The organism is Streptomyces sp. NPDC026301 (assembly GCF_055567935.1).
This window is the reverse complement of record NZ_JBVHPN010000002.1, coordinates 389,715-408,622: the sequence shown is the minus strand read 5'-3', so window position 1 is coordinate 408,622 and position 18,908 is coordinate 389,715. Positions and strand designations below refer to the sequence as shown.

General features: G+C 73.0%; 16 protein-coding genes. 2 read left to right on the top strand and 14 right to left on the bottom strand.

The annotated features are described in order from the left end of the window. Nucleotides 1-20: 20 nt before the first annotated feature. A complete protein-coding gene (locus tag ACZ4MH_RS04950; RefSeq protein ID WP_351595131.1) occupies nucleotides 21-2,324 on the bottom strand; it encodes a bifunctional salicylyl-CoA 5-hydroxylase/oxidoreductase in 2,304 nt (767 codons plus the stop codon). Beyond that, entirely contained in the window at nucleotides 2,321-3,148 is an 828-nt protein-coding gene (locus tag ACZ4MH_RS04945) for an enoyl-CoA hydratase family protein (protein ID WP_351595128.1), read from the bottom strand. Before ACZ4MH_RS04945 ends, ACZ4MH_RS04950 begins: the two co-directional genes overlap by 4 nt. A gap of 226 nt (nucleotides 3,149-3,374) precedes the next feature. Between ACZ4MH_RS04945 and ACZ4MH_RS04940 the strand changes: the two genes are divergently transcribed. Beyond that, a complete protein-coding gene (locus tag ACZ4MH_RS04940; protein ID WP_351595125.1) occupies nucleotides 3,375-3,809 on the top strand; it encodes an ATP-binding protein in 435 nt (144 codons plus the stop codon). Between the two features lie 31 nt (nucleotides 3,810-3,840). Here ACZ4MH_RS04940 and ACZ4MH_RS04935 read toward each other — a convergent pair whose 3' ends face one another. The 8 genes from ACZ4MH_RS04935 to ACZ4MH_RS04900 all read right to left on the bottom strand — a co-directional run bounded on the left by ACZ4MH_RS04935 (nucleotide 3,841) and on the right by ACZ4MH_RS04900 (nucleotide 11,803). Next, nucleotides 3,841-5,280: an amino acid permease gene (locus ACZ4MH_RS04935; protein ID WP_351595122.1), complete on the bottom strand. Its 1,440-nt coding sequence runs from the start codon at nucleotides 5,278-5,280 to the stop codon at nucleotides 3,841-3,843. A gap of 215 nt (nucleotides 5,281-5,495) precedes the next feature. After that, on the bottom strand, nucleotides 5,496-6,500 hold the full coding sequence (gene argF, locus ACZ4MH_RS04930; protein ID WP_351595119.1) for an ornithine carbamoyltransferase: 1,005 nt from the start codon (nucleotides 6,498-6,500) through the stop codon (nucleotides 5,496-5,498). Between the two features lie 156 nt (nucleotides 6,501-6,656). Continuing rightward, complete coding sequence (locus ACZ4MH_RS04925; RefSeq protein ID WP_351595116.1) at nucleotides 6,657-7,883, bottom strand: arginine deiminase; 1,227 nt, start codon at nucleotides 7,881-7,883, stop codon at nucleotides 6,657-6,659. Nucleotides 7,884-8,040: 157 nt separating this feature from the next. Next, nucleotides 8,041-8,964 carry an LLM class F420-dependent oxidoreductase gene (locus ACZ4MH_RS04920; protein ID WP_351595113.1) on the bottom strand — a complete coding sequence of 308 codons (924 nt, stop codon included), beginning with the start codon at nucleotides 8,962-8,964 and terminating at the stop codon, nucleotides 8,041-8,043. A 155-nt stretch (nucleotides 8,965-9,119) separates the two neighbouring features. After that, nucleotides 9,120-9,587 (bottom strand): DUF6099 family protein, encoded by a 468-nt coding sequence (locus tag ACZ4MH_RS04915; protein WP_351595110.1) that lies wholly within the window; start codon nucleotides 9,585-9,587, stop codon nucleotides 9,120-9,122. 132 nt (nucleotides 9,588-9,719) lie between these two features. Continuing rightward, a complete protein-coding gene (locus ACZ4MH_RS04910) occupies nucleotides 9,720-10,064 on the bottom strand; it encodes a nucleotide pyrophosphohydrolase (RefSeq protein ID WP_351595107.1) in 345 nt (114 codons plus the stop codon). Continuing rightward, nucleotides 10,061-11,329 carry an AAA family ATPase gene (locus tag ACZ4MH_RS04905; RefSeq protein ID WP_351595104.1) on the bottom strand — a complete coding sequence of 423 codons (1,269 nt, stop codon included), beginning with the start codon at nucleotides 11,327-11,329 and terminating at the stop codon, nucleotides 10,061-10,063. Before ACZ4MH_RS04905 ends, ACZ4MH_RS04910 begins: the two co-directional genes overlap by 4 nt. Nucleotides 11,330-11,413: 84 nt before the next feature. Further along, entirely contained in the window at nucleotides 11,414-11,803 is a 390-nt protein-coding gene (locus tag ACZ4MH_RS04900) for a cell division protein SepF (RefSeq protein WP_351595102.1), read from the bottom strand. 204 nt (nucleotides 11,804-12,007) lie between these two features. On the opposite strand from ACZ4MH_RS04900, the gene ACZ4MH_RS04895 reads away from it, so the two are divergent. After that, a complete protein-coding gene (locus ACZ4MH_RS04895; RefSeq protein WP_351595143.1) occupies nucleotides 12,008-13,264 on the top strand; it encodes an SLC13 family permease in 1,257 nt (418 codons plus the stop codon). Here ACZ4MH_RS04895 and ACZ4MH_RS04890 read toward each other — a convergent pair. Genes ACZ4MH_RS04890 through ACZ4MH_RS04875 form a run of 4 tightly spaced genes read right to left on the bottom strand, consistent with a single transcriptional unit; the run spans nucleotide 13,241 to nucleotide 18,872 of the window. After that, nucleotides 13,241-16,189 (bottom strand): FAD-binding and (Fe-S)-binding domain-containing protein, encoded by a 2,949-nt coding sequence (locus tag ACZ4MH_RS04890; protein ID WP_351595099.1) that lies wholly within the window; start codon nucleotides 16,187-16,189, stop codon nucleotides 13,241-13,243. The genes ACZ4MH_RS04895 and ACZ4MH_RS04890 overlap by 24 nt on opposite strands. After that, a complete protein-coding gene (locus ACZ4MH_RS04885; protein ID WP_351595097.1) occupies nucleotides 16,158-17,507 on the bottom strand; it encodes an MFS transporter in 1,350 nt (449 codons plus the stop codon). Before ACZ4MH_RS04885 ends, ACZ4MH_RS04890 begins: the two co-directional genes overlap by 32 nt. A gap of 13 nt (nucleotides 17,508-17,520) precedes the next feature. After that, the gene (locus tag ACZ4MH_RS04880; RefSeq protein WP_467754195.1) at nucleotides 17,521-18,675 is read right to left on the bottom strand and encodes a hydroxyacid-oxoacid transhydrogenase; all 1,155 of its coding nucleotides are present in this window, start codon (nucleotides 18,673-18,675) and stop codon (nucleotides 17,521-17,523) included. 41 nt (nucleotides 18,676-18,716) lie between these two features. Beyond that, nucleotides 18,717-18,872, bottom strand: coding sequence for a hypothetical protein (locus ACZ4MH_RS04875; RefSeq protein WP_351595094.1), 156 nt, complete (start codon nucleotides 18,870-18,872; stop codon nucleotides 18,717-18,719). Between the last annotated feature and the right edge of the window lie 36 nt (nucleotides 18,873-18,908).

The window sequence follows — 18,908 nt, the reverse complement described above, 5'->3', positions numbered from 1 at the left end:
CGGCCCGTCCGCCGGGCGCGTCATCCCCCCAGCGTCAGCCGCTGCTTGGGCCCGTCCGTACGCCCCGCCGGCGGAATGCGGCTGCCTGCCCGGTACGGCGCGGGCCAGGGCGCGCCGGGGCCGGAGTACCCCTGTTCCGCGGCGGCGTGCAGGGTCCAGTTCGGGTCGTAGAGATGCGGCCTGGCCAGCGCGCACAGGTCGGCGCGCCCCGCGAGGATCAGCGAATTGACGTCGTCCCAGGAGGAGATGGCGCCGACCGCGATCACCGGGATGCCCACCGCGTTGCGGATGCGATCGGCGAACGGCGTCTGGTACGAGCGTCCGAACGCGGGCTGTTCGTCAGCGACCACCTGCCCCGTGGAGACGTCGATCGCGTCGGCTCCGTGCGCGGCGAAGGCCCGCGCGATCTCCACCGCGTCCTCGGCACCGGTGCCGCCCGCCGCCCAGTCGGTGGCGGAGATCCGTACCGTCATGGGCCGCCCGTCCGGCCAGACGGCGCGTACCGCGTCGAAGACCTCCAGCGGGAAGCGCAGCCGCGCGGCGAGGTCGCCGCCGTAGGCGTCGGTGCGGTGGTTGGTGAGCGGCGAGAGGAAGCCGGAGAGCAGATAGCCGTGTGCGCAGTGCAGTTCGAGCAGGTCGAAGCCGGCGCGCGCGGCACGCTCGGCGGCGCGTACGAAGTCCTCGCGCACGCCGGCCAGCTCGTCCGCCGTGAGCGCGTGCGGTATCTGGTTGACGCCCTGCCGGTACGGGAGCGCGGAGGCGGCCACGAGCGGCCAGTTGCCCTCGGGGAGCGGCTGGTCGATGCCCTCCCACATCAGCCGGGTGGAGCCCTTGCGGCCCGAGTGGCCGAGCTGGACGCCGATCGCGGTGCCGGGCGCGCCGGTGTGCACGAAGTCGGTGACCCGGCGCCAGGCGGCCTCGTGCTCCGGCGCGTACAGCCCTGTGCACCCGGGTGTGATGCGGCCCTGCCTGCTGACGCAGACCATTTCCGTCATCACCAGGCCTGCGCCGCCGAGGGCCCGGGCGCCGAGGTGGACGAGGTGGAAGTCGCCCGGTGTGCCGTCGGCGTCGGCGCTGTACATGTCCATCGGGGAGACCACGACGCGGTTGCGCAGGGTCAGCCCGGCGAGCCGGAAGGGCGTGAACATCGGCGGCGTACCGGGCGGCACGCCGGCCTCCTCCTCGACCGCGGTGACGAAGCCGGGGTCGCGCAGCCGGAGGTTGCCGTGGGTGACCCGGCGGCTGCGGGTGAGGAGATTGAAGGCGAAGCGGCGGGCCGGCTGGTCCGCGTACTGCGCGAGGTTCTCGAACCACTCCAGGCTGGCGCGGGCTGCCCGCTGGGTGGATTCGACGACGGGCCGGCGCTCGGCCTCGTACGCGGCGAGCGCGTCGGGCAGCGCCGCGTGCTCCTGGAGGCAGGCGGCGAGCGCAAGGGCGTCCTCGATGGCGAGCTTGGTGCCGGAGCCGATGGAGAAGTGGGCGGTGTGCGCGGCGTCGCCGAGCAGCACGACGTTGCCGTGCGACCAGCGCGCGTTGGTGACCGTACGGAAGGCGGTCCAGGCGGAGTTGTTGCCGTACAGCGGGCGGCCGCCCAGCGCGTCCGTGAAGATCTTGGCGCACTGGTCGGCGGACTCCTGCGCGGGGCAGGCGTCCCAGCCGGCCCGCCGCCAGACGTCCTCGTGCGCCTCGACGATGACGGTGCTCGCGCGCTCCCCGTACGGATACCCGTGCAGCTGCAGCACCCCGTGCTCGGTCTCGGCGATGTCGAAGCGGAAGGCGTCGAAGGCGAGGTCGGCGGAGAGCCAGATGTAGCGGCAGCGGTGGGTGGTCAGGTGCGGGCGGAAGACCTCGGCGTGCGCGCCGCGGGTGGCGCTGTGCACGCCGTCGGCGGCGATCACCAGGTCGTGGTCGCGGGCCAGGACGGCGGCGGGCGGCGCCTCGGTACGGAAGCGCAGCCGTACGCCGAGGGCGCGGCAGCGCTCGTGCAGCAGCTGGAGGAGGCGGCGGCGCCCGATGGCGGCGAAGCCGTGGCCGCCGGAGGTGAGGGTGCGGCCACGGTGCACGATGTCGATGTCGTCCCAGCGCACGTACTCGCGGCGCAGCGCTTCGTGGACGACCGGGTCGGCCTGTTCGATGCCGCCCAGGGTCTCGTCGGAGAGGACCACGCCGAAGCCGAAGGTGTCGTCGGGCGCGTTGCGCTCCCAGACGGTGACCTCGCGGGCCGGATCCAGCCGCTTGAGCAGGACCGCCGCGTACAGGCCGCCGGGGCCGCCCCCGATGACGGCCACCCGGCCGCCGGGCAGCGCCCCGTCCCCGGAGCTCATTTCCCCTGCCACTTCGGGCCGCGCTTGGCGGTGAACGCGGCGTGGAACTCGGCGTAGTCGGCGCTGTTCATCAGCAGCGCCTGGGTCGCCGCGTCCATCTCGACGGCCGCCGCGAGCGGCATGTCCAGCTCGGCGGTGAGCAGCGCCTTGGTCTGGGCGTGGGCGAGCGCCGGCCCGGCCGCGAGCCGGCGGGCCAGCGCGGCGGCGGCCTCGTGCGCCTTGCCCTCCTCGGCCAGCTCGCTGAGCAGCCCGATCCGCTCGGCCTCGGGAGCGCGCACGGCCTCCCCCAGCATCAGCAGCCGGGTGGCGTGCCCGAGGCCGACGACGCGGGGCAGCAGGTACGCCGCGCCCATGTCGCCGCCGGAGAGCCCGACCTTGGTGAAGAGGAAGGCGAAGCGCGCCGAGGGGTCGGCGATGCGGAAGTCGGCGGCGAGCGCGAGGACGGCGCCGGCCCCGGCTGCGACACCGTGCACGGCCGCGATCACCGGGAACGGACACTCCCGCAGCGCCCGTACGACCTGACCGGTCATCCGGTTGAAGTCCAGCAGCTGGCCGGTGTCCATCTCCAGCGTGGCGCCGATGATCTCGTCCACGTCGCCGCCGGAGCAGAAGCCGCGGCCCTCGCCGCCGAGTACCAGGGCGCGCACGGCGCGTTCCCGGGAGAGCTCGGCGAGCAGGTCGCGGAGGTCGGCGTAGGCGCCGAAGGTGAGGGAGTTGAGGGTGTCCGGGCGCGCGAGGGTGACGGTGGCGACCCCGTCCTCCCTGGTCACGCGGAGGTGTTCCCATGCGTCGGTGGCGTGCGCGGAACCTGTGAACGGGCTCATGGGCGTCGTGCCCCCTTCAGCCGGAGGGCTGGTGCCTGGCGGTATCTGCCGGTATCCGGCGTTACCTGTTCCGGGAAGTTATCACGCAACCGTGACCGCCGTCACGAGTACGCGATAAGGCATCCACCCGGCACTCCCGACGTCGCTACAAGCCGTGACGAGCCGTCCGCCGCAGAGGTTCGTACCGTTATAAGAGGACATCACGCCCCGTGAACGGAAACGCACCTTGCCGGAGCCAGCCGCGCCGTCGTCCTGGCGGATCACGCTGCCGCACACCACTGCCGCAGTGCCGATCGCGCGCGCCCTGATCCGGATGGCGTTCACGGACATGCGGGTGGCCACGGACAGCGACACGGCCGAGCTGCTCACCGGCGAGCTGGTGGCCAACGCCGTCGAGCACACACCGGGAGACAAGCCGATCGAGCTGGTCATCGAGGTGCTGCCGAGCGGCCACCCGCACGTCGAGGTGCACGACAACGACCCGGCGCCGGTCCAGGGCCTGGGCGACGACGCCCCGCCGGAGATCGACCTGCTGGACGAGGGCGGCCGGGGGCTGCTGCTGATCCGCACCCTCAGCGCGGCATCCGGCTACCGGCCGACCGAACAGGGCAAGGCGGTGTGGTTCCGGCTCCCGGCAGCGCCGGGAGCCGGTACGGACTGAGCGCCCGCCGGGCCCGGACCGGGCCCCCGGTTCACTCCTTCGGCGCCACTTCGGCAGCGGATTCGGGCGCGGTGGCGGCCAGCCGCGAGCGCCGGCGGCCGTACAGCGCGTACACCAGGGCGCCGACCACCAGGAACGCGGCGAACTGCAGCCAGGTGGCCGGGCCCGTGCCGTAGATCAGGTACAGGCAGAACGCGATCCCCAGCAGCGGGCTGAGCGGGAAGAGCGGCACCCGGAAGCGGCGCGGCAGTTCGGGGCGGGTGCGGCGCAGCCGCATGACGCAGACGTTGACCACGGCCATGACCGCGAGGGTCCCGATGGTGGTCAGATTCATGACCACGTCCAGCGGCACCACCGCGGCCGGCACCGCGAAGACGACCGCGACGATCCAGGTGCCCCGGACCGGCGTCGACGTCTTCGGCGAGATCCGTTCGAACACCCGCGGGATCAGCCCGTCCCGGGACATCGACATCAGGATGCGGGTCTGGCCGTACATCACCGCGAGGACGACGGACGCGATGGCCACCACCGCGCCGAAGGCGATGATCCCGCCGCCCAGCGCCGAGCCGGTGACCCGGTCGACGATCAGGGAGAGCGCGGCGGGCTTGTCGGCGACGTCGTCCGCGGAGAGCGCGCCGATCGCGGCGAGCGCGACCAGGCAGTACAGCACGGTGACGAGGCCGATGCAGATCAGGATCGCGGCGGGAATGTTCCGCCGCGGGTTCTTGACCTCCTCGCCCGCCGTGGTGACCGCGTCGAAGCCGATGTACGAGAAGAACGCGACCGAGGCGCCGGAGGTGATGCCGGCGGCGCCCTGCGCGGCGAACGGCGAGAGGTTGCCGTACCGGAAGGCGGTGAAGGCGATCACGCAGAAGAGGATCAGTACGCCGATCTTCAGGACGGCCATCGCGGCGGTGGCGCGGGCGCTCTCCCGGATGCCGCGCACGAGGAGCGTGGCGGCGAGCAGCATGACGACGACGGCGGGGAGGTTGAGGACGCCGCCCTCGCCGGGCGGCGCGGACAGCGCGGCGGGCAGCTGCCAACCGACCAGGCTGTCCAGCAGCTCGTTGAGGTACTGGCCCCAGCCCACCGCGACCGCCGAGACGGACACGCCGTACTCCAGCAGCAGGCACCAGCCGACGAGGAAGGCGGTGCGCTCGCCGAGCGTGGCGTACGCGTAGGAGTACGAGCTGCCGGAGACCGGGATCGCACCGCCCAGCTCGGCGAACGAGAAGGCGGTGAAGACGCAGGTCAGGGCGGCCAGGACGAAGGAGACGACGACGGCGGGGCCGGCCTCGGCGACGGTGTCCGAGAGGCCGACGAAGATGCCCGTGCCGACGATCGCGCCGACGCCGAAGCACACCAGCTGGAAGAGGCCCATGGTGCGCTTGAGGCCGTGGCCTTCGAGATCCGCGCCGGATTCGGCGACGAGCAGGTCGGGGGACTTGATGCGCAGTCCGGACGCGGACATGGGGTGGTTCTCTTCCTGGTGGTGCGACGTGCCCGGCGGGGTGGGCGGGGCACGGAGAAGGGGCGGGCCGATCGGCCCGCCCCCGAGGTTCGGTTCGATGATAACCGAAAATGGTGCATGATCGCCCATTAAGGCGTATTTGTATGCGGCGACCGCGTCCGCGGCGCGTGGTTTCTCCGGTGTGGTTTCTCCGGCCGCTTCTCCGGAGCGCCGGCTCAGCGTCCGAGCGTCGCGACCATGACCGCCTTGATCGTGTGCATGCGGTTCTCCGCCTCGTCGAAGACGACGGAGTGCGCCGACTCGAAGACCTCGTCGGTGACCTCCAGCGACTCCAGGCCGTGCCGGGCGTAGATCTCGCGGCCGACGGCCGTGCCGAGGTCGTGGAAGGCCGGCAGGCAGTGCAGGAACTTCACGTCCTCCTTGCCCGTGGCGCGCAGCACGTCCATCGTCACGGCGTACGGGCTGAGCAGCGCGATCCGCTCGTCCCAGACCTCCTTCGGCTCGCCCATCGACACCCAGATGTCGGTGGCGACGAAGTCCGCGCCGCGCACGCCCTCGGCGACGTCCTCGGTGAGGGTCAGCCGGGCGCCGCTCTTCTCCGCGAGCTGCCGGGCGCTCGCGATCACCGACTCCTCGGGCCACAGCTTCTTCGGCGCCACGATGCGCACGTCCATGCCGAGCAGGGCGCCGGTGACCAGGTAGGAGTTGCCCATGTTGTACCGGGCGTCGCCGAGGTAGGCGAAGGTCAGCTCTCCCAGGGGGCGGCCGGGGCTGTGCTCGATCATGGTGAGCACGTCGGCGAGCATCTGGGTGGGGTGCCACTCGTCGGTCAGGCCGTTGTAGACCGGCACGCCCGCATGGCTGGCCAGCTCCTCGACGTTCACCTGGGCGCTGCCGCGGTACTCGATCCCATCGAACATCCGGCCGAGCACGCGGGCGGTGTCCTTCACCGACTCCTTGTGCCCGATCTGCGAGCCGGAGGGGTCCAGATACGTCGTGTGGGCGCCCTGGTCGGCGGCCGCGACCTCGAAGGAGCAGCGGGTCCGGGTGGAGGTCTTCTCGAAGATCAGGGCGATGTTGCGCCCCTTCAGCCGCTGCTCCTCGGTGCCCGCGCGCTTCGCGGCCTTCAGCTCCGCGGCGAGGTCGATCAGGTGGCGGAACTCCTCGGCGGTGAAGTCCAGCTCCTTGAGGAAATGGCGGCCCGTGAGGTCAATCGCCATGGCAGGCTCCTAGGTCGCGGCCAATGGGGTCGGGTACGGCCTCGCGGTCGCATCAGGTACGACGTTGCGTCGCAACAGGCACGACCGGGCGGTCGAATATGGAAGTGTATACGACGCCGCGCATTCCTATTCAACGAGCCGGAGCCGCCCGCGGGCTCACCCGATCCCGTCCCGCTCCACCGGGCAGCTCATGCAGCGCGGTCCGCCGCGGCCCCGCCCCAGCTCGCTCCCCGGGATCGTGATCACCTCGATCCCGCGCTTCCGCAAAAACGTATTGGTCGTGACATTACGCTCGTACGCCACGACCACGCCCGGCTCGACCGCCAGGACATTGCAGCCGTCGTCCCACTGCTCGCGCTCCGCCGCGTGCACGTCCTGCGTCGCGGTCAGCACCCGCACGCCGTCCAGGCCGAGCGCCGCCGCGATCGCCCGGTGCATGTGCTCCGGCGGGTGATCGGTGACCTTCAGCTCCCGCTCGCTCGCGCCCGGCTCGATCGTGTACGAGCGCAGCATCCCCAGCCCCGCGTACTGCGTGAACGTATCGCCGTCCACCATCGTCATCACCGTGTCCAGGTGCATGAACGCCCGCCGCTTGGGCATGTCCAGCGCCACGATCGTCTGCGCGGAGCCGGCCGCGAACAGCCCGCGGGCCAGCATCTCCACCGCCTGCGGCGTGGTCCGCTCGCTCATCCCGATCAGCACCGCGCCATTGCCGATCACCAGCACGTCGCCGCCCTCGATGGTGGAGGGGTACGCCGCCTGGCCCTCGGACCACACGTGGAAACGTTCGTGCGTGAAGAGCGGGTGGTACCGGTAGATCGCCTCGTAGTGGACCGTCTCGCGCTGCCGGGCGGGCCAGCGCATCGCGTTCACCGACACCCCGTCGTACACCCACGCCGAGGTGTCCCGCGCGAAGAGGTGGTTCGGCAGCGGCGGCAGCAGGAAGTCGTCCAGGTCCATCACGTGGAAGCGCACCGATGTCGGCTCGGGGTTGCGCTCCAGGAACTCCCGCTTGGTCATCCCGCCGATCAGCGCCTCGACCAGCTCCCCCAGCGGCAGCTCTTCGAACGCGGCCCGGAGGTGGTCGGTGGCCAGCGGCCCGTACTCCTTCTCGTCGAAGACCCGGTCCAGCACCAGCGCCCGCGCCTCCGGGATGCGCAGGCTCTCCGCCAGCAGGTCCCCGAAGAGGTGCACCTCGACGCCGCGGTCGCGCAGGGTGTCGGCGAAGGCGTCGTGCTCGGCCCGCGCGCGCCGCACCCACAGCACGTCGTCGAAGAGCAGCGCGTCCTTGTTGGACGGGGTGAGCCGCTTCAGCTCCAGGTCGGGGCGGTGCAGGATGACCCGGCGGAGATGACCGACCTCTGAGTCGACATGGAATCCCATCCCCCCATCCTGGCCGGATTCAACGATGATCACTCGGTATCCGGGAAGGTGGGTGCGGCGCGTGGGGGACGGTGGACGCGGCGCGGCACGGCCCCGGCCGGGTCCCGGTCCACCCGGCTCGCGCCGGGCGGACCGGTGCCGGGCGGACCGGTGCTCCTCAGCCCAGCTGGCTCTGCACCTGCGAGGAGATGATCTCCAGGTGGTCCAGGTCGTCGAGGTCCAGCAGCTGGAGGTAGAAGCGGGAGGCCCCGGCCTCCGCGTACCGGCCGATCTTCTCGACCACCTCGGCCGGCGAACCGGCCAGGCCGTTGGCCTTCAGGTCCGCCACGTCCCGGCCGATGGCCGCGGCGCGGCGCGCCACCTCGGCGTCGTCCTTGCCCACGCAGGCGACCAGCGCGTTGGAGTACACCAGGTCGTCGCCCTTGCGGCCGATCGCCTCGGCCGCCGCCCGCACCCGGCCGAACTGCCGCGCGGTGTCCTCCAGGGAGGCGAAGGGGATGTTGAACTCGTCGGCGTACCGCGCGGCCAGCCGCGGCGTGCGCGTCGCGCCGTGCCCGCCGATCAGCACCGGCACCTTGCGCTGCGCGGGCTTGGGCAGCGCCGGGGACTTCTCCAGCTGGTAGTACGTCCCCTCGTACGAGAACTCCTCGCCGACCGGCGTGTCCCACAGCCCCGTGACGATCGCCAGCTGCTCCTCCAGCCGCGCGAACTTCTCCTTGGGGAACGGGATGCCGTACGCCTTGTGCTCCTCCTCGAACCAGCCCGCGCCCAGGCCCAGCTCGACCCGGCCGCCGGACATCTGGTCCACCTGGGCGACCTGGATGGCGAGCACGCCGGGCAGCCGGAAGGTACCGGCGGTCATCAGCGTGCCGAGGCGGATGCGCCGGGTCTCACGGGCCAGACCGGCGAGCGTGATCCAGGCATCGGTGGGCCCGGGCAGCCCGTCCGCCGTGCCCATCCGCAGATAGTGATCCGACCGGAAGAATGCGTCGAAGCCGAGGTCCTCGGTGGCCTTGGCGACGGTGAGGAGGGTGTCGTAGTCGGCACCCTGCTGAGGCTCGGTAAAGATTCGCAGATCCATCCCCCCATCTTCCCCCTGCCCTCCCCCCGCCCCCCGCCAACCCACCACCTGGGCCCAGCCCCCGGCCCGGCCCCCGGCCCAGCCCTCGGCCAGGCCCCCGCTCAGCCGCCCGCCCGCGCTCGTCAGTGCGCCGGGGCGGGGCATCGGTCTCCTCGTCAGGCCAGGTCGCGGTCGTGGGGGCGGTCGCGGACGAGGAGTTGTTTGAGGATGGCGGCGGCGCGGTCGCGGGACTCGTCGGCCGCGTCCATCGCCTCCACGCACGTCCAGTAGAGGCCGTCCTCCTCGGCCGCGCAGACGACGCTCACCAGGGCCTCGCACACCTCGGCCAGCAGGCCGCACAGGTCCGTCAACGCGAGCTTGCTGTCCCGGACTTCGGACAGCTGGGCCGCCCTGGGGCCGTACGATCTCGGTACCGGACACAGCACCGCCGCGCCCGACCGGCCTCCCGCCTCGCCCAGCCTCCGCGCCTTGGCCCGCACCTCGAACGGTCCCGATATCGCCAGGAGGCTGCCGACCGCCTCCGCCAGGGCCTGCGCCTGCCACGCCTCTATGACGATGTCCTGGACCGTCCGCGCCTGGGCCAGACCGTGCCGACTGGCCGCGATGATCCGCACCGCATCCATGCACGACCCCTTCCCTTGCCCTCGTCCGCTGCCTTGCGCACACCTGCCACTACCCAGAGTGAACTGAAACCGCCGAAAGCGCTAGAGTAATTCGCAAATCTGTGGACAACTAAGGCGAGTTTGCGAGATCCATCACTCCGGAGAGTGACGACCGGGTCGATTCGCGGGGAATCGTTCCTCATTGCGCTCGATCTTCGCGGCGAGCGCGGCCGCCGCGTCGATGCCCAGTACGCCGCAGAACTGGAGCAAGTACGCCAGCACATCCGCCACTTCGTCCTCGACCCGCGCCGCGGATTCCTGGTCGGTCATGATCTTGGCGGACTGCTCCGGCGTCAGCCACTGGAAAATCTCGACCAGTTCGGACGCCTCGACGCTGAGCGCCGCGGCGAGGTTCTTCGGGGTGTGGTACTGCTGCCAGTCCCGGGCCGCCGCGAAGTCGGCCAGCCGGCGCTGCAAGGTCTCAAGATCTTCACTCATGCCCCCAGGTGTAGCACTCCGACCTCCGGCAGCCGGGCGGCGGCCGAGGCGTCCGTCACCGTCCCCAGCAGCCGGACGTGGCCGCGCGCCGCCATCCGTACGGCCAGCGCGAACAGTTCGGCCGACTGCCGCCGGTCCAGGCAGCGGTCCAGCCCGTCCACCACCACGGTCAGCACCTGACGGGCCGGCAGCACCTCGGCCACCGGGTCGACGGCCAGCACGCCGGGGCCGGTCAGCAGCACCAGCGCCAGCGCGAGATAGCGCAGCTCGCCGTCGCCCAGCCAGTCCAATCGCCGTGCGCCGGGCTCCGCGCGGAGCTCCCGCACCGGGCCCGGGCAGCCGGCGCGTACCGCGTCGACGAGCGCCGCGTGGCGGGTGGCGCACTCCCGGCCGGTGCGCTCCAGTACGGCGGCGAGGTTGCCGCAGTCCGGCCGCAGCCGTGCGCCCTCGGCGGCGTCCGCCACGCCGGCCCCGGAAGACGCGCCCGCCCCCGGCCCGGGGCCTGCGGCCCGTGCCACCGCGCGTACCGCCTCGGGCCGTGGGTCGCAGACGAAGGAAGAGCGCAGGGCGATCAGGGTCTGTTCGGCGGCGGCCAGCACCAGGCGCTGCCCCGCCGTCGTGCCCGCGACGCGCAGCGGCAGCAGCGCGGTGCCCAGCCGGTCGTCGGGGAGCGGCGCACGGGTGACGGGCGCGGCCCCGGCGGTGAGCCACGCGGCCTGCACCGTGCGGCGGCCGGGGTCGGTGAGCGCGGTGGTGAACAGCGTCCGGCCGCCGCCGGTGAGCCGTTCACCGGCGATCCGCAGCTCGGGTTCGGTCTGCACGGCGATGTCGAGGCGCGTCGGGCCCGCCGGTCCGTCGACCGTGCAGCCGATGCGGAAGCCGCGCCTCCCCTGCGCGTCCGGCGCGGCCCGCTCCGGTACACAGGCCGCCGCGCCGCCCGGTACGGCGGCGAGCGCCCCGTCCAGCGGCTCGCCCGCGCCGAGCCGGACGAGCAGCCCGTACGCCTGGAGCGCGCTCGACTTGCCGCTGCCGCTCGGGCCGGCGAGGAGGGTGAGGGGGCCGAGCGGGTAGGTCGCGCCGCGGTGCGACTTGAAGGCGGACAGGCGCAGCTCGGTGACGAGGGGGCGGGGCGGCCCGCTCGCCTCGGCGCCCGGGCCCGGGCCCGCGCCCGCGCCCGGGCCCGCCTCAGCGGCGGGGTCCGCGCCCGGGCCCGTCTCCACGGCCGCGGCCGTCGCGCCCTCTTCCGTACGGCTCCAGGGGTCCATGGCGGGAACGCTAGAGAGCCGGGCCGCCGGAGAACCGTTCCGCCGGACGGCCGTTCCTACGAACGGGGGACGCCGGCGCTGCGCCTACGGGCGCGGCGCCGCCCCCGCCCGTGGTTCCTCGACCTCCGTGCCGACCGGGGCGAGCAGGAAGACGTTGGTGTCGACGCGGTGCATGCCGCTGCCGATGCCGAAGACGACGCCGCTGGAGAAGTCGAGGATGCGCTTGGCCACATCCGTGTCGGCGCTGCTCAGGTCGAGCAGCACGGGCACTTGGGCCATGAGGTGTTCGGCGACCTCGCGGGCGTCGGCGAAGGTCTGGACGCGGATGACGATGAACCGGCGGGACGCCTCGCTCGGTTCGTCGTCGGGAAGCGCCCGGTGGTCGGGCCATGAGGGCCACTCGCGGCCGCCGCGCAGCGGGACGACCTCAGCGAGGCCCTCCCACTGTTCGTCGGTGGCGTCGGGGCGGGTCACCGGATCACCTCGCTCGCAAGGGCGCTGGGCAGCTGCGGTATCTGCATCGAGCAATTCTAGGGATATACATACAAACCTGACGGGGCATGACACGCGTTCGGCGTCATCCGTTGCCCCCATCCTGCACCATGGCGCCTGGCCAGCGCATACTCTGCGACATTTGTCCGACCCCGACGGCGGACGGACCAGCTGAAAGGAACGACCCTGAACACCCCCCTCGCGGAGGCGCTCTCCGCGGCGCTGCTCGTCGTCGTGCTCGTGTGCGCGGTCGTACGGCCGTTCCGGCTGCCGGAGGCGGCCATCGCGGTACCGGCCGCCTCCGTCGTCCTCGCGACCGGGGCGATCCCGCTGGCGCACGCGCGGGAGGAGGCCGCGCGGCTCGGCCCCGTGATCGGCTTCCTGGCGGCCGTACTGGTGCTGGCCCGGCTGTGCGCCGACGAAGGGCTCTTCGAGGCGTGCGGCGCCTGGATGGCACGCGCCGCGGCGGGCCGTCCCCGGCGGCTGCTGGCCGCCGTCTTCGGCCTCGCCTCGGCGATCACCGCGGTACTGAGCCTGGACGCCACCGTCGTGCTGCTCACCCCGGTCGTCTTCGCCACCGCCGCCCGGCTGGGCGCCCGCGCGCGGCCGCACGTCTACGCCTGCACCCACCTCTCGAACACGGCCTCCTTGCTGCTGCCGGTGTCCAACCTCACGAACCTGCTCGCGTTCGCGGCGAGCGGGCTGAGCTTCACCCGGTTCGCCGCGCTGATGGTGCTGCCGTGGCTGGTCGCCATCGGTACCGAGTACCTGGTCTTCCGCCGTTACTTCGCCGCCGACCTCGACGCGGAGACGCCCCCTCCGGCTGCCGCCGAACCGCCGGACGTACCGGTGTTCGCGCTGGTCACCGTGGTCTGCACGCTGGCCGGCTTCGTGGTCGCCTCCGCGCTCGGCATCGACCCTGCGTGGGCGGCGGCGGCCGGCGCGCTGGTGCTCGCGGCCCGCACGCTCGCCCGCCGCCGTACGACCGTCCGCGCCGTCCTGGGCTCGCTCTCGCTGCCGTTCCTCGCCTTCGTGCTCGCGCTCGGCATCGTGGTGCGCGCGGTGGTGGACAACGGGCTCGCCGACGCGCTCGGCCGTCTGGTCCCCGACGGCACGTCACTGCCCGCGCTGCTCGGCGTGGCCGCGCTGGCCGCCGTACTGGCCAACGTGATCAACAACCTGCCCGCCGTACTCGTCCTGATCCCGCTGACCGCGCAGGGTGGCCCCGGCGCGGTGCTCGCGGTCCTGCTCGGCGTCAACATCGGGCCGAACCTCACCTACGCGGGGTCGCTGGCCACGCTGCTGTGGCGGCGCATCCTGCACGCGCACGACACCGATGTGGTGCTCAAGGACTTCACCCGGCTCGGCCTGATCACGGTGCCCGCCGCGCTGTCCCTTGCGGTGGTGGCGCTGTGGGGATCACTGCGGCTCCTCGGAGGCTGAGCGTGCCAGGAGTTCCGCCAGGTGCGTCCCCCGCCGCCCGGTCAGGTCGGCGAGCTGGGTGCGGCAGCTGAAGCCGTCGGCGAGGAGCGGGGTGCCGGGGGCGGAGCGGCGTACGGCCGGGAGGAGCGCGTGTTCCGCGACGGCCACGGAGACGTCGTGGTGGCCGCGTTCGACGCCGAAGTTGCCGGCCAGGCCGCAGCAGCCGCCGAGGCGTTCGACGATGGCGCCGGCGGCGGCCAGCAGCGCGGCGTCGGCGTCCCAGCCCATGACGGCGTGGTGGTGGCAGTGCGGCTGGGCGACCGCGGTGGTGCCGGTCAGATCGGGCGGGGACCAGCCGGGGGTGGCGCTGAGCAGTTCGGCGAGCGTGCGGGTGGCGGCGGCGACCTCCCGCGCGGCGGCGGCCTCCTCCGCTCTCGCCTCGCCCGCCGCGGCCCCGTACACGCCGCGCCCGCCCAGGAGTTCCGCCGCGTCCGAGCGCAGTACTCCGGTGCAGGACGGTTCGAGTCCGACGACCGGTATGCCCGCGCGTACGTACGGGAGGAGGGCGCGGACGGTGGCGCGCACGCGGCGCCGGGCGGCGTCCAGCTGGCCGGTGGAGATCCAGGTGAGGCCGCAGCACACGGGGCGTTCGGTGACCCGGACCCGGTAGCCGGCGGCTTCCAGTACGGCGACCGCGGCCCGGCCCGTCTCGGGCGCGAAGGCGTCGGTGAAGGTGTCGACGAAGAGCACCACGTCGCCGTGGGGCGCGTCTTCCTGTGGTGCCCGGTCCCGGTCCGCGAACCATCGCCGGAACGTCGTCCCCGCGAAGGTGGGCAGCGACCGCCGCGCGTCGACGCCCGCGCTCCAGGTGAGGAGCGGATGCAGCAGCCGGGAGCGCAATACCGCATTCGCGACCCGGGCCGCGCCCGGTGTGCGGGCGATCAGCCGCGTCCAGAGGGGCAGCCGGCCCAGCGCGTAGTGGCTGCGGGGGCGCGGGTGGAGGAGTCCGCGCCCGTACCTCTGGTGCAGTGCCTCCGCCTTGTACGCGGCCATGTCGGTGCCCGTGGGGCAGTCCGAGGAGCAGCCCTTGCAGGCGAGGCAGAGGTCGAGGGCGTCGTGGAGGGCGGGCGAGCGCCAGCCGTCGGGGCCGAGGGCGCCGGAGGCGACGTCCTGGAGGACGCGGGCGCGGCCGCGGGTGGAGTCCTTCTCCTCTCGGGTGGCGAGGTAGCTGGGGCACATCACGCCGCCGGTGGCGGTGGTGTCGGCGCGGCACTTGCCGACGCCGGTGCAGCGGTGCACGGCGCGCGAGAGGTCGCCGCCGTCGGCGCTGTGGGCGAGGGCCAGGGTGGGGAGTTCGCGGCGGGTGAGGGGGCGGGCACCGGCGGCGCGTACGGCGTGGTCGACGGGGTCGGGGCGGACGATGACGCCGGGGTTGAGGAGGTCGTCGGGGTCGAAGAGGGCCTTGACGCGGGCGAACAGGCCGAGTGCGGCCGGGGAGTACATCAGCGGCAGGAGTTCGCCGCGGGCGCGGCCGTCGCCGTGTTCACCGGAGAGGGAGCCGCCGTGCCGGGCGACGAGGCGGGCGGCCGCGAAGAGGAACTCGCGCATGGCCTGCGTACCGCCGGGGGCGCCGAGCGGGAAGTCGATGCGGACGTGGAGGCAGCCGTCACCGAAGTGTCCGTAGGGGACGCCGGTGAGGTGGTGGTCGGCGAGGAGGTCCTCGAACGCGCGGAGGTACGCGCCGAGCCGTTCGGGAGGTACGGCGGCGTCCTCCCAGCCCGCGTGGGCCGGTGCGCCGTCAGGGGTGCGGGCGACGAGGCCCGCGCCGTCCTCGCGGATGCGCCACAGGGCGGCGGCCTCGGCGGGGTCGGTGACGGTACGGGAGTCGAGCGCGCCGGCGTCCCGTACGAGCCGGGCCGCGGCGTCCACCAGGTACGGCAGGCTCTCGCCGACGAGTTCGACGAGGAGCCAGCCCTCGCCGCGCGGGAGGGCGGGGACGGCCGCGCGGCCCCTGCGGGCGGTGACCGTGCGGACGATGCGGGCGTCGAGCCCTTCGCAGGCGACCGGCGTGTGCTTCAGGAGCGCCGGTACGGCGTCGGCGGCGTCCGCCATCGTGGGGTAGCCGAGGACGGTGAGGACGCGGTGCGGGGCGTCGCGGACGAGGCGGAGCCGGGCGGCGAGGGTGAGCGCGAGGGTGCCTTCGCTGCCGACGAGGGCGCGCGCGACATCGAAGCCGCGCTCGGGCAGGAGGTGTTCGAGGGCGTAGCCGGAGACCTGGCGGGGGAAGCGGCCCAGTTCGGTGCGGAGGAGGGCGAGTTCTTCGCCGACGGTGCGCCGGAGGGCGGTCAGGAGGGGCGAGGCGGTCGCCTCGGAGGACCCGAGCCGCAGCCGCTCCCCCGCCCCCGTGAGGACATCGAGGCCGAGCACGTTGTCGCTGGTCCGGCCGTATCCGAGGGCCCGGGAGCCGCAGGCGTTGTTGCCGATCATGCCGCCGAGGGTGGCGCGGTTGTGGGTGGAGGGGTCGGGGCCGAAGCGCAGGCCGTGCGGGGCCGCGGCGCGTTGCAGGTCGGCCAGGACGACGCCGGGTTCGACCAGGGCGGTACCGGCTTCGGGGTCGATCTCCCGTACGCGGTTGAGGTGGCGGCTGGTGTCGACGACGACGCCGGGGCCGATGGCGTTGCCGGCGATGGAGGTGCCGGCGCCGCGCAGGGTGAGCGGTACGTGGTGCGCGGCGCAGACCTCGCGTACGGCGGCGATCTCGTCGGCGTGTCGCGGGACGACGACAGCCTGCGGGCGAATGCGGTAGAGGGAGGCGTCGGAGGCGTACAGGGAGCGGGCGAGGTCGGAGTCGTCGGCGCTGGGCACGCCGGCGCGGCGGAGCGCGGCGGTGAGCTCGGCGCCGGCCGCGTCGGCCTTATTGCGGGGCCGGTGTCCGGACGGACGCATGGCGCTCCTTCCCGGTGGGTCGGTCGGCGGCGCTCCGGCGGCGGCGGAGCGCGATGAGGACGACGCAGAGCAGGCTGAGCGCCGACATCGCGACGATGTAGGTGACCATCAGCCAGGGGCTGCCGTCGCCCGCCGAGAGCAGTGCGGTGAGGATCAGCGGGGTGCATCCGCTCGCGAAGACGCCGGAGACCTGGTAGACGCAGGAGACGCCGCTGTAGCGGACGTTGGCGGGGAACAGGCCGGCGTAGAGCGCGGCCTGCGGGCCGTACATCGCCCCGTAGAAGAGGCCGAGGGTGACGACCAGGGTGCCGCCGATGACCAGTACGGAGCCCGTGTCGAAGAGCGCGAAGGCGGGGACGGCGGAGACGCCGAAGAGGACGGCGCCGAGGCCGAAGGTGCGCAGCAGGCCGAAGCGGTCGGAGAGCGCGCCCCACAGCGGGATCATCGGAACGCAGACGGCCGCGGCCGCCATGACACCGATGAGGGCGTGGGTGCGGGGGACGTGCAGTTCGGTGGTGGTGTACGCGATGGCGAAGACACCCCAGGTGTTGAACGCGATGCCCTCGGCCATGCGGGTGCCCATGCCCAGCAGCAGGTTGACCTTGGAGGTGCGGAGCAGCTCGACGAGGGGGATGCGGGCCCGGGTGTGCTGCTCGCGTACGGAGCGGAAGGCGGGCGTCTCGTAGACCTGGAGGCGGATGTAGAGGCCGATGAGGACCAGTACGGCGCTGAGCAGGAAGGCGATGCGCCAGCCCCAGGCGAGGAACTGCTCGCTGTCCAGGGTGCTGGAGAGCAGCGCGAAGACGCCGGTGCCGAGCATCAGGCCGGCGGGGACGCCGATCTGGGGCCAGCTGCCGTAGTAGCCCTTGCGGCCTTCCGGGGCGTGTTCGACGGACATCAGGACCGCGCCGCCCCATTCGCCGCCGATGCCGATGCCCTGGAGGATGCGGAGCAGGACGAGGAGTACCGGGGCCCAGACGCCGATGGAGTCGTACGTCGGCAGGACGCCGATGAGGCAGGTGCCGGCGCCCATGATGAACATGGTGGTGATCAGGGCGGTCTTGCGTCCCACCCGGTCGCCGAAGTGGCCGAAGACGATGCCGCCGAGGGGGCGGGCGACGAAGCCGATGGCGAAGGTCGCGAAGGCGATGAGGGTGCCGACGAGGCTGTCGAAGCTCGGGAAGAAGAGCTTGTCGAAGACGATGCCGGCGGCGGTGCCGTAGAGGAAGAAGTCGTACCACTCGATGGTGGTGCCGATGGCGCCGGCGAGGGCGATCTTCCCGATGGGGCTCGGGGTCTGTGCGGTGGATGCGGGCACGGCTGCGCTCCCTTCACCAGTTGCGGAGCGACTCGCGGAAGATCCGGCCGGCCGCTTCGGTGGTGAGCGGGCGCGGTACGACGGAGAGCTGGCGGGACTGCTTCATCGTGCCGGAGACCAGGGTGTCCAGGTCGGACTCGGCGTAGCCGAAGGCGGCGATGCCGTTGGGCATGCCGATGTCACGCAGGAGTTCGCGCAGGACGCGGGGCAGCGCCTCGGCGCCCTCGTCGGGGTCGACGGGCCGGCCGCCGATCAACTCGGCCGCGCGCAGGTGGCGTTGTGGGTTCGAGGGGTACGTGAAGCGGAAGGCGGCCATGGCGGTGGAGGCGACGGCCTGGCCGTGCGGGACCATCGGCATCTCCGGATAGCCCTCGGCGCGGTAGTTCTCCACGGCGCCGGCGATGGGGTACGCGTTGGCGTGCGGGATGTGCGTACCGGCGTTGCCGAAGCCCATGCCGGTGACGGCGGACGCGTACGCCATGCCCTGCCGGGCCTTGAGGTCGTTGCCGTTCATCACGGCCCGGCGCAGGTGGGTGCCGACCAGTTCCATGGCCTTCTCGCACCACACGTCGCTGATGGGGTTGGCGCCGCAGAACGCGGCGCGCGCCGCGGCGTCGGGGAAGGCGGGGCGGGCGTCGAAGGTGAGCGCGGTGTAGCTCTCGGCGGCGTGGGTGAGGACGTCCATGCCACTGGCGGCGGTGACCTGGGCGGGGACCGACAGGGTGGTGAGCGGGTCGACGACGGCGAGCGCGGGGCGCAGCCGGGGGTGGCTGATGCCGGCCTTCAGGCGCAGGTCGAGCAGGTCGACGACGCAGATGGTGGTGGCCTCGGAGCCGGTGCCCGCGGTGGTGGGGACCGCGATGAGGGGCTTGACGGGCAGCTCGGGGACCTTGCCGCCGCCGACGGGCGGGGCGATGTAGTCCATCAGCGTGCCGGGCTGGGTGGTGAGGAGGTTGACGGCCTTGGCGGTGTCCATGGCGGAGCCGCCGCCGACCGCGACGTACCCGTCCCAGCTGCCGGAACGGGCGAAGGCGACGGCCTCCTCGATGCTGCGGTCGGTCGGCTCCACGGCGACGCCGTCGAAGACGTCGGCGCCGAGCCCGGCGGCCTTGATCGCGTGCGCGACGCGGTCCGGCACGTCGCTCGCGGCGACGCCGGGGTCGGTGATGACCAGGGCGTTGGTGACGCCGAGTGCGCGCAGGTCCTGGCCTATCTCGGCGAGGCGCCGAGGCCGAACTTCAGGGGCGGCGCGGCCCAGGTGAAGACGGTCTCGGTGGGGTGCTCGAAGTGCGGCATGAAGTCTCCTGGCGTAGGGCCGATGAAGATCTTTGGAAGGCCGTCCACAATGTGGAGCAGTACCTGCAAGCTAGGACGGCAGGTGCCCGCCGTCAATGGGCGTGC

Excerpts from the sequence above, each read along its gene's own strand:
- ACZ4MH_RS04950 (WP_351595131.1), bottom strand. The coding sequence starts at position 2,324 with ATGAGCTCCGGGGACGGGGCGCTGCCCGGCGGCCGGGTGGCCGTCATC.
- ACZ4MH_RS04945 (WP_351595128.1), bottom strand. The coding sequence starts at position 3,148 with ATGAGCCCGTTCACAGGTTCCGCGCACGCCACCGACGCATGGGAACAC.
- ACZ4MH_RS04935 (WP_351595122.1), bottom strand. The coding sequence starts at position 5,280 with ATGTCCGCGTCCGGACTGCGCATCAAGTCCCCCGACCTGCTCGTCGCC.
- argF (WP_351595119.1), bottom strand. The coding sequence starts at position 6,500 with ATGGCGATTGACCTCACGGGCCGCCATTTCCTCAAGGAGCTGGACTTC.
- ACZ4MH_RS04925 (WP_351595116.1), bottom strand. The coding sequence starts at position 7,883 with ATGGGATTCCATGTCGACTCAGAGGTCGGTCATCTCCGCCGGGTCATC.
- ACZ4MH_RS04920 (WP_351595113.1), bottom strand. The coding sequence starts at position 8,964 with ATGGATCTGCGAATCTTTACCGAGCCTCAGCAGGGTGCCGACTACGAC.
- ACZ4MH_RS04915 (WP_351595110.1), bottom strand. The coding sequence starts at position 9,587 with ATGGATGCGGTGCGGATCATCGCGGCCAGTCGGCACGGTCTGGCCCAG.
- ACZ4MH_RS04910 (WP_351595107.1), bottom strand. The coding sequence starts at position 10,064 with ATGAGTGAAGATCTTGAGACCTTGCAGCGCCGGCTGGCCGACTTCGCG.
- ACZ4MH_RS04905 (WP_351595104.1), bottom strand. The coding sequence starts at position 11,329 with ATGGACCCCTGGAGCCGTACGGAAGAGGGCGCGACGGCCGCGGCCGTG.
- ACZ4MH_RS04890 (WP_351595099.1), bottom strand. The coding sequence starts at position 16,189 with ATGCGTCCGTCCGGACACCGGCCCCGCAATAAGGCCGACGCGGCCGGC.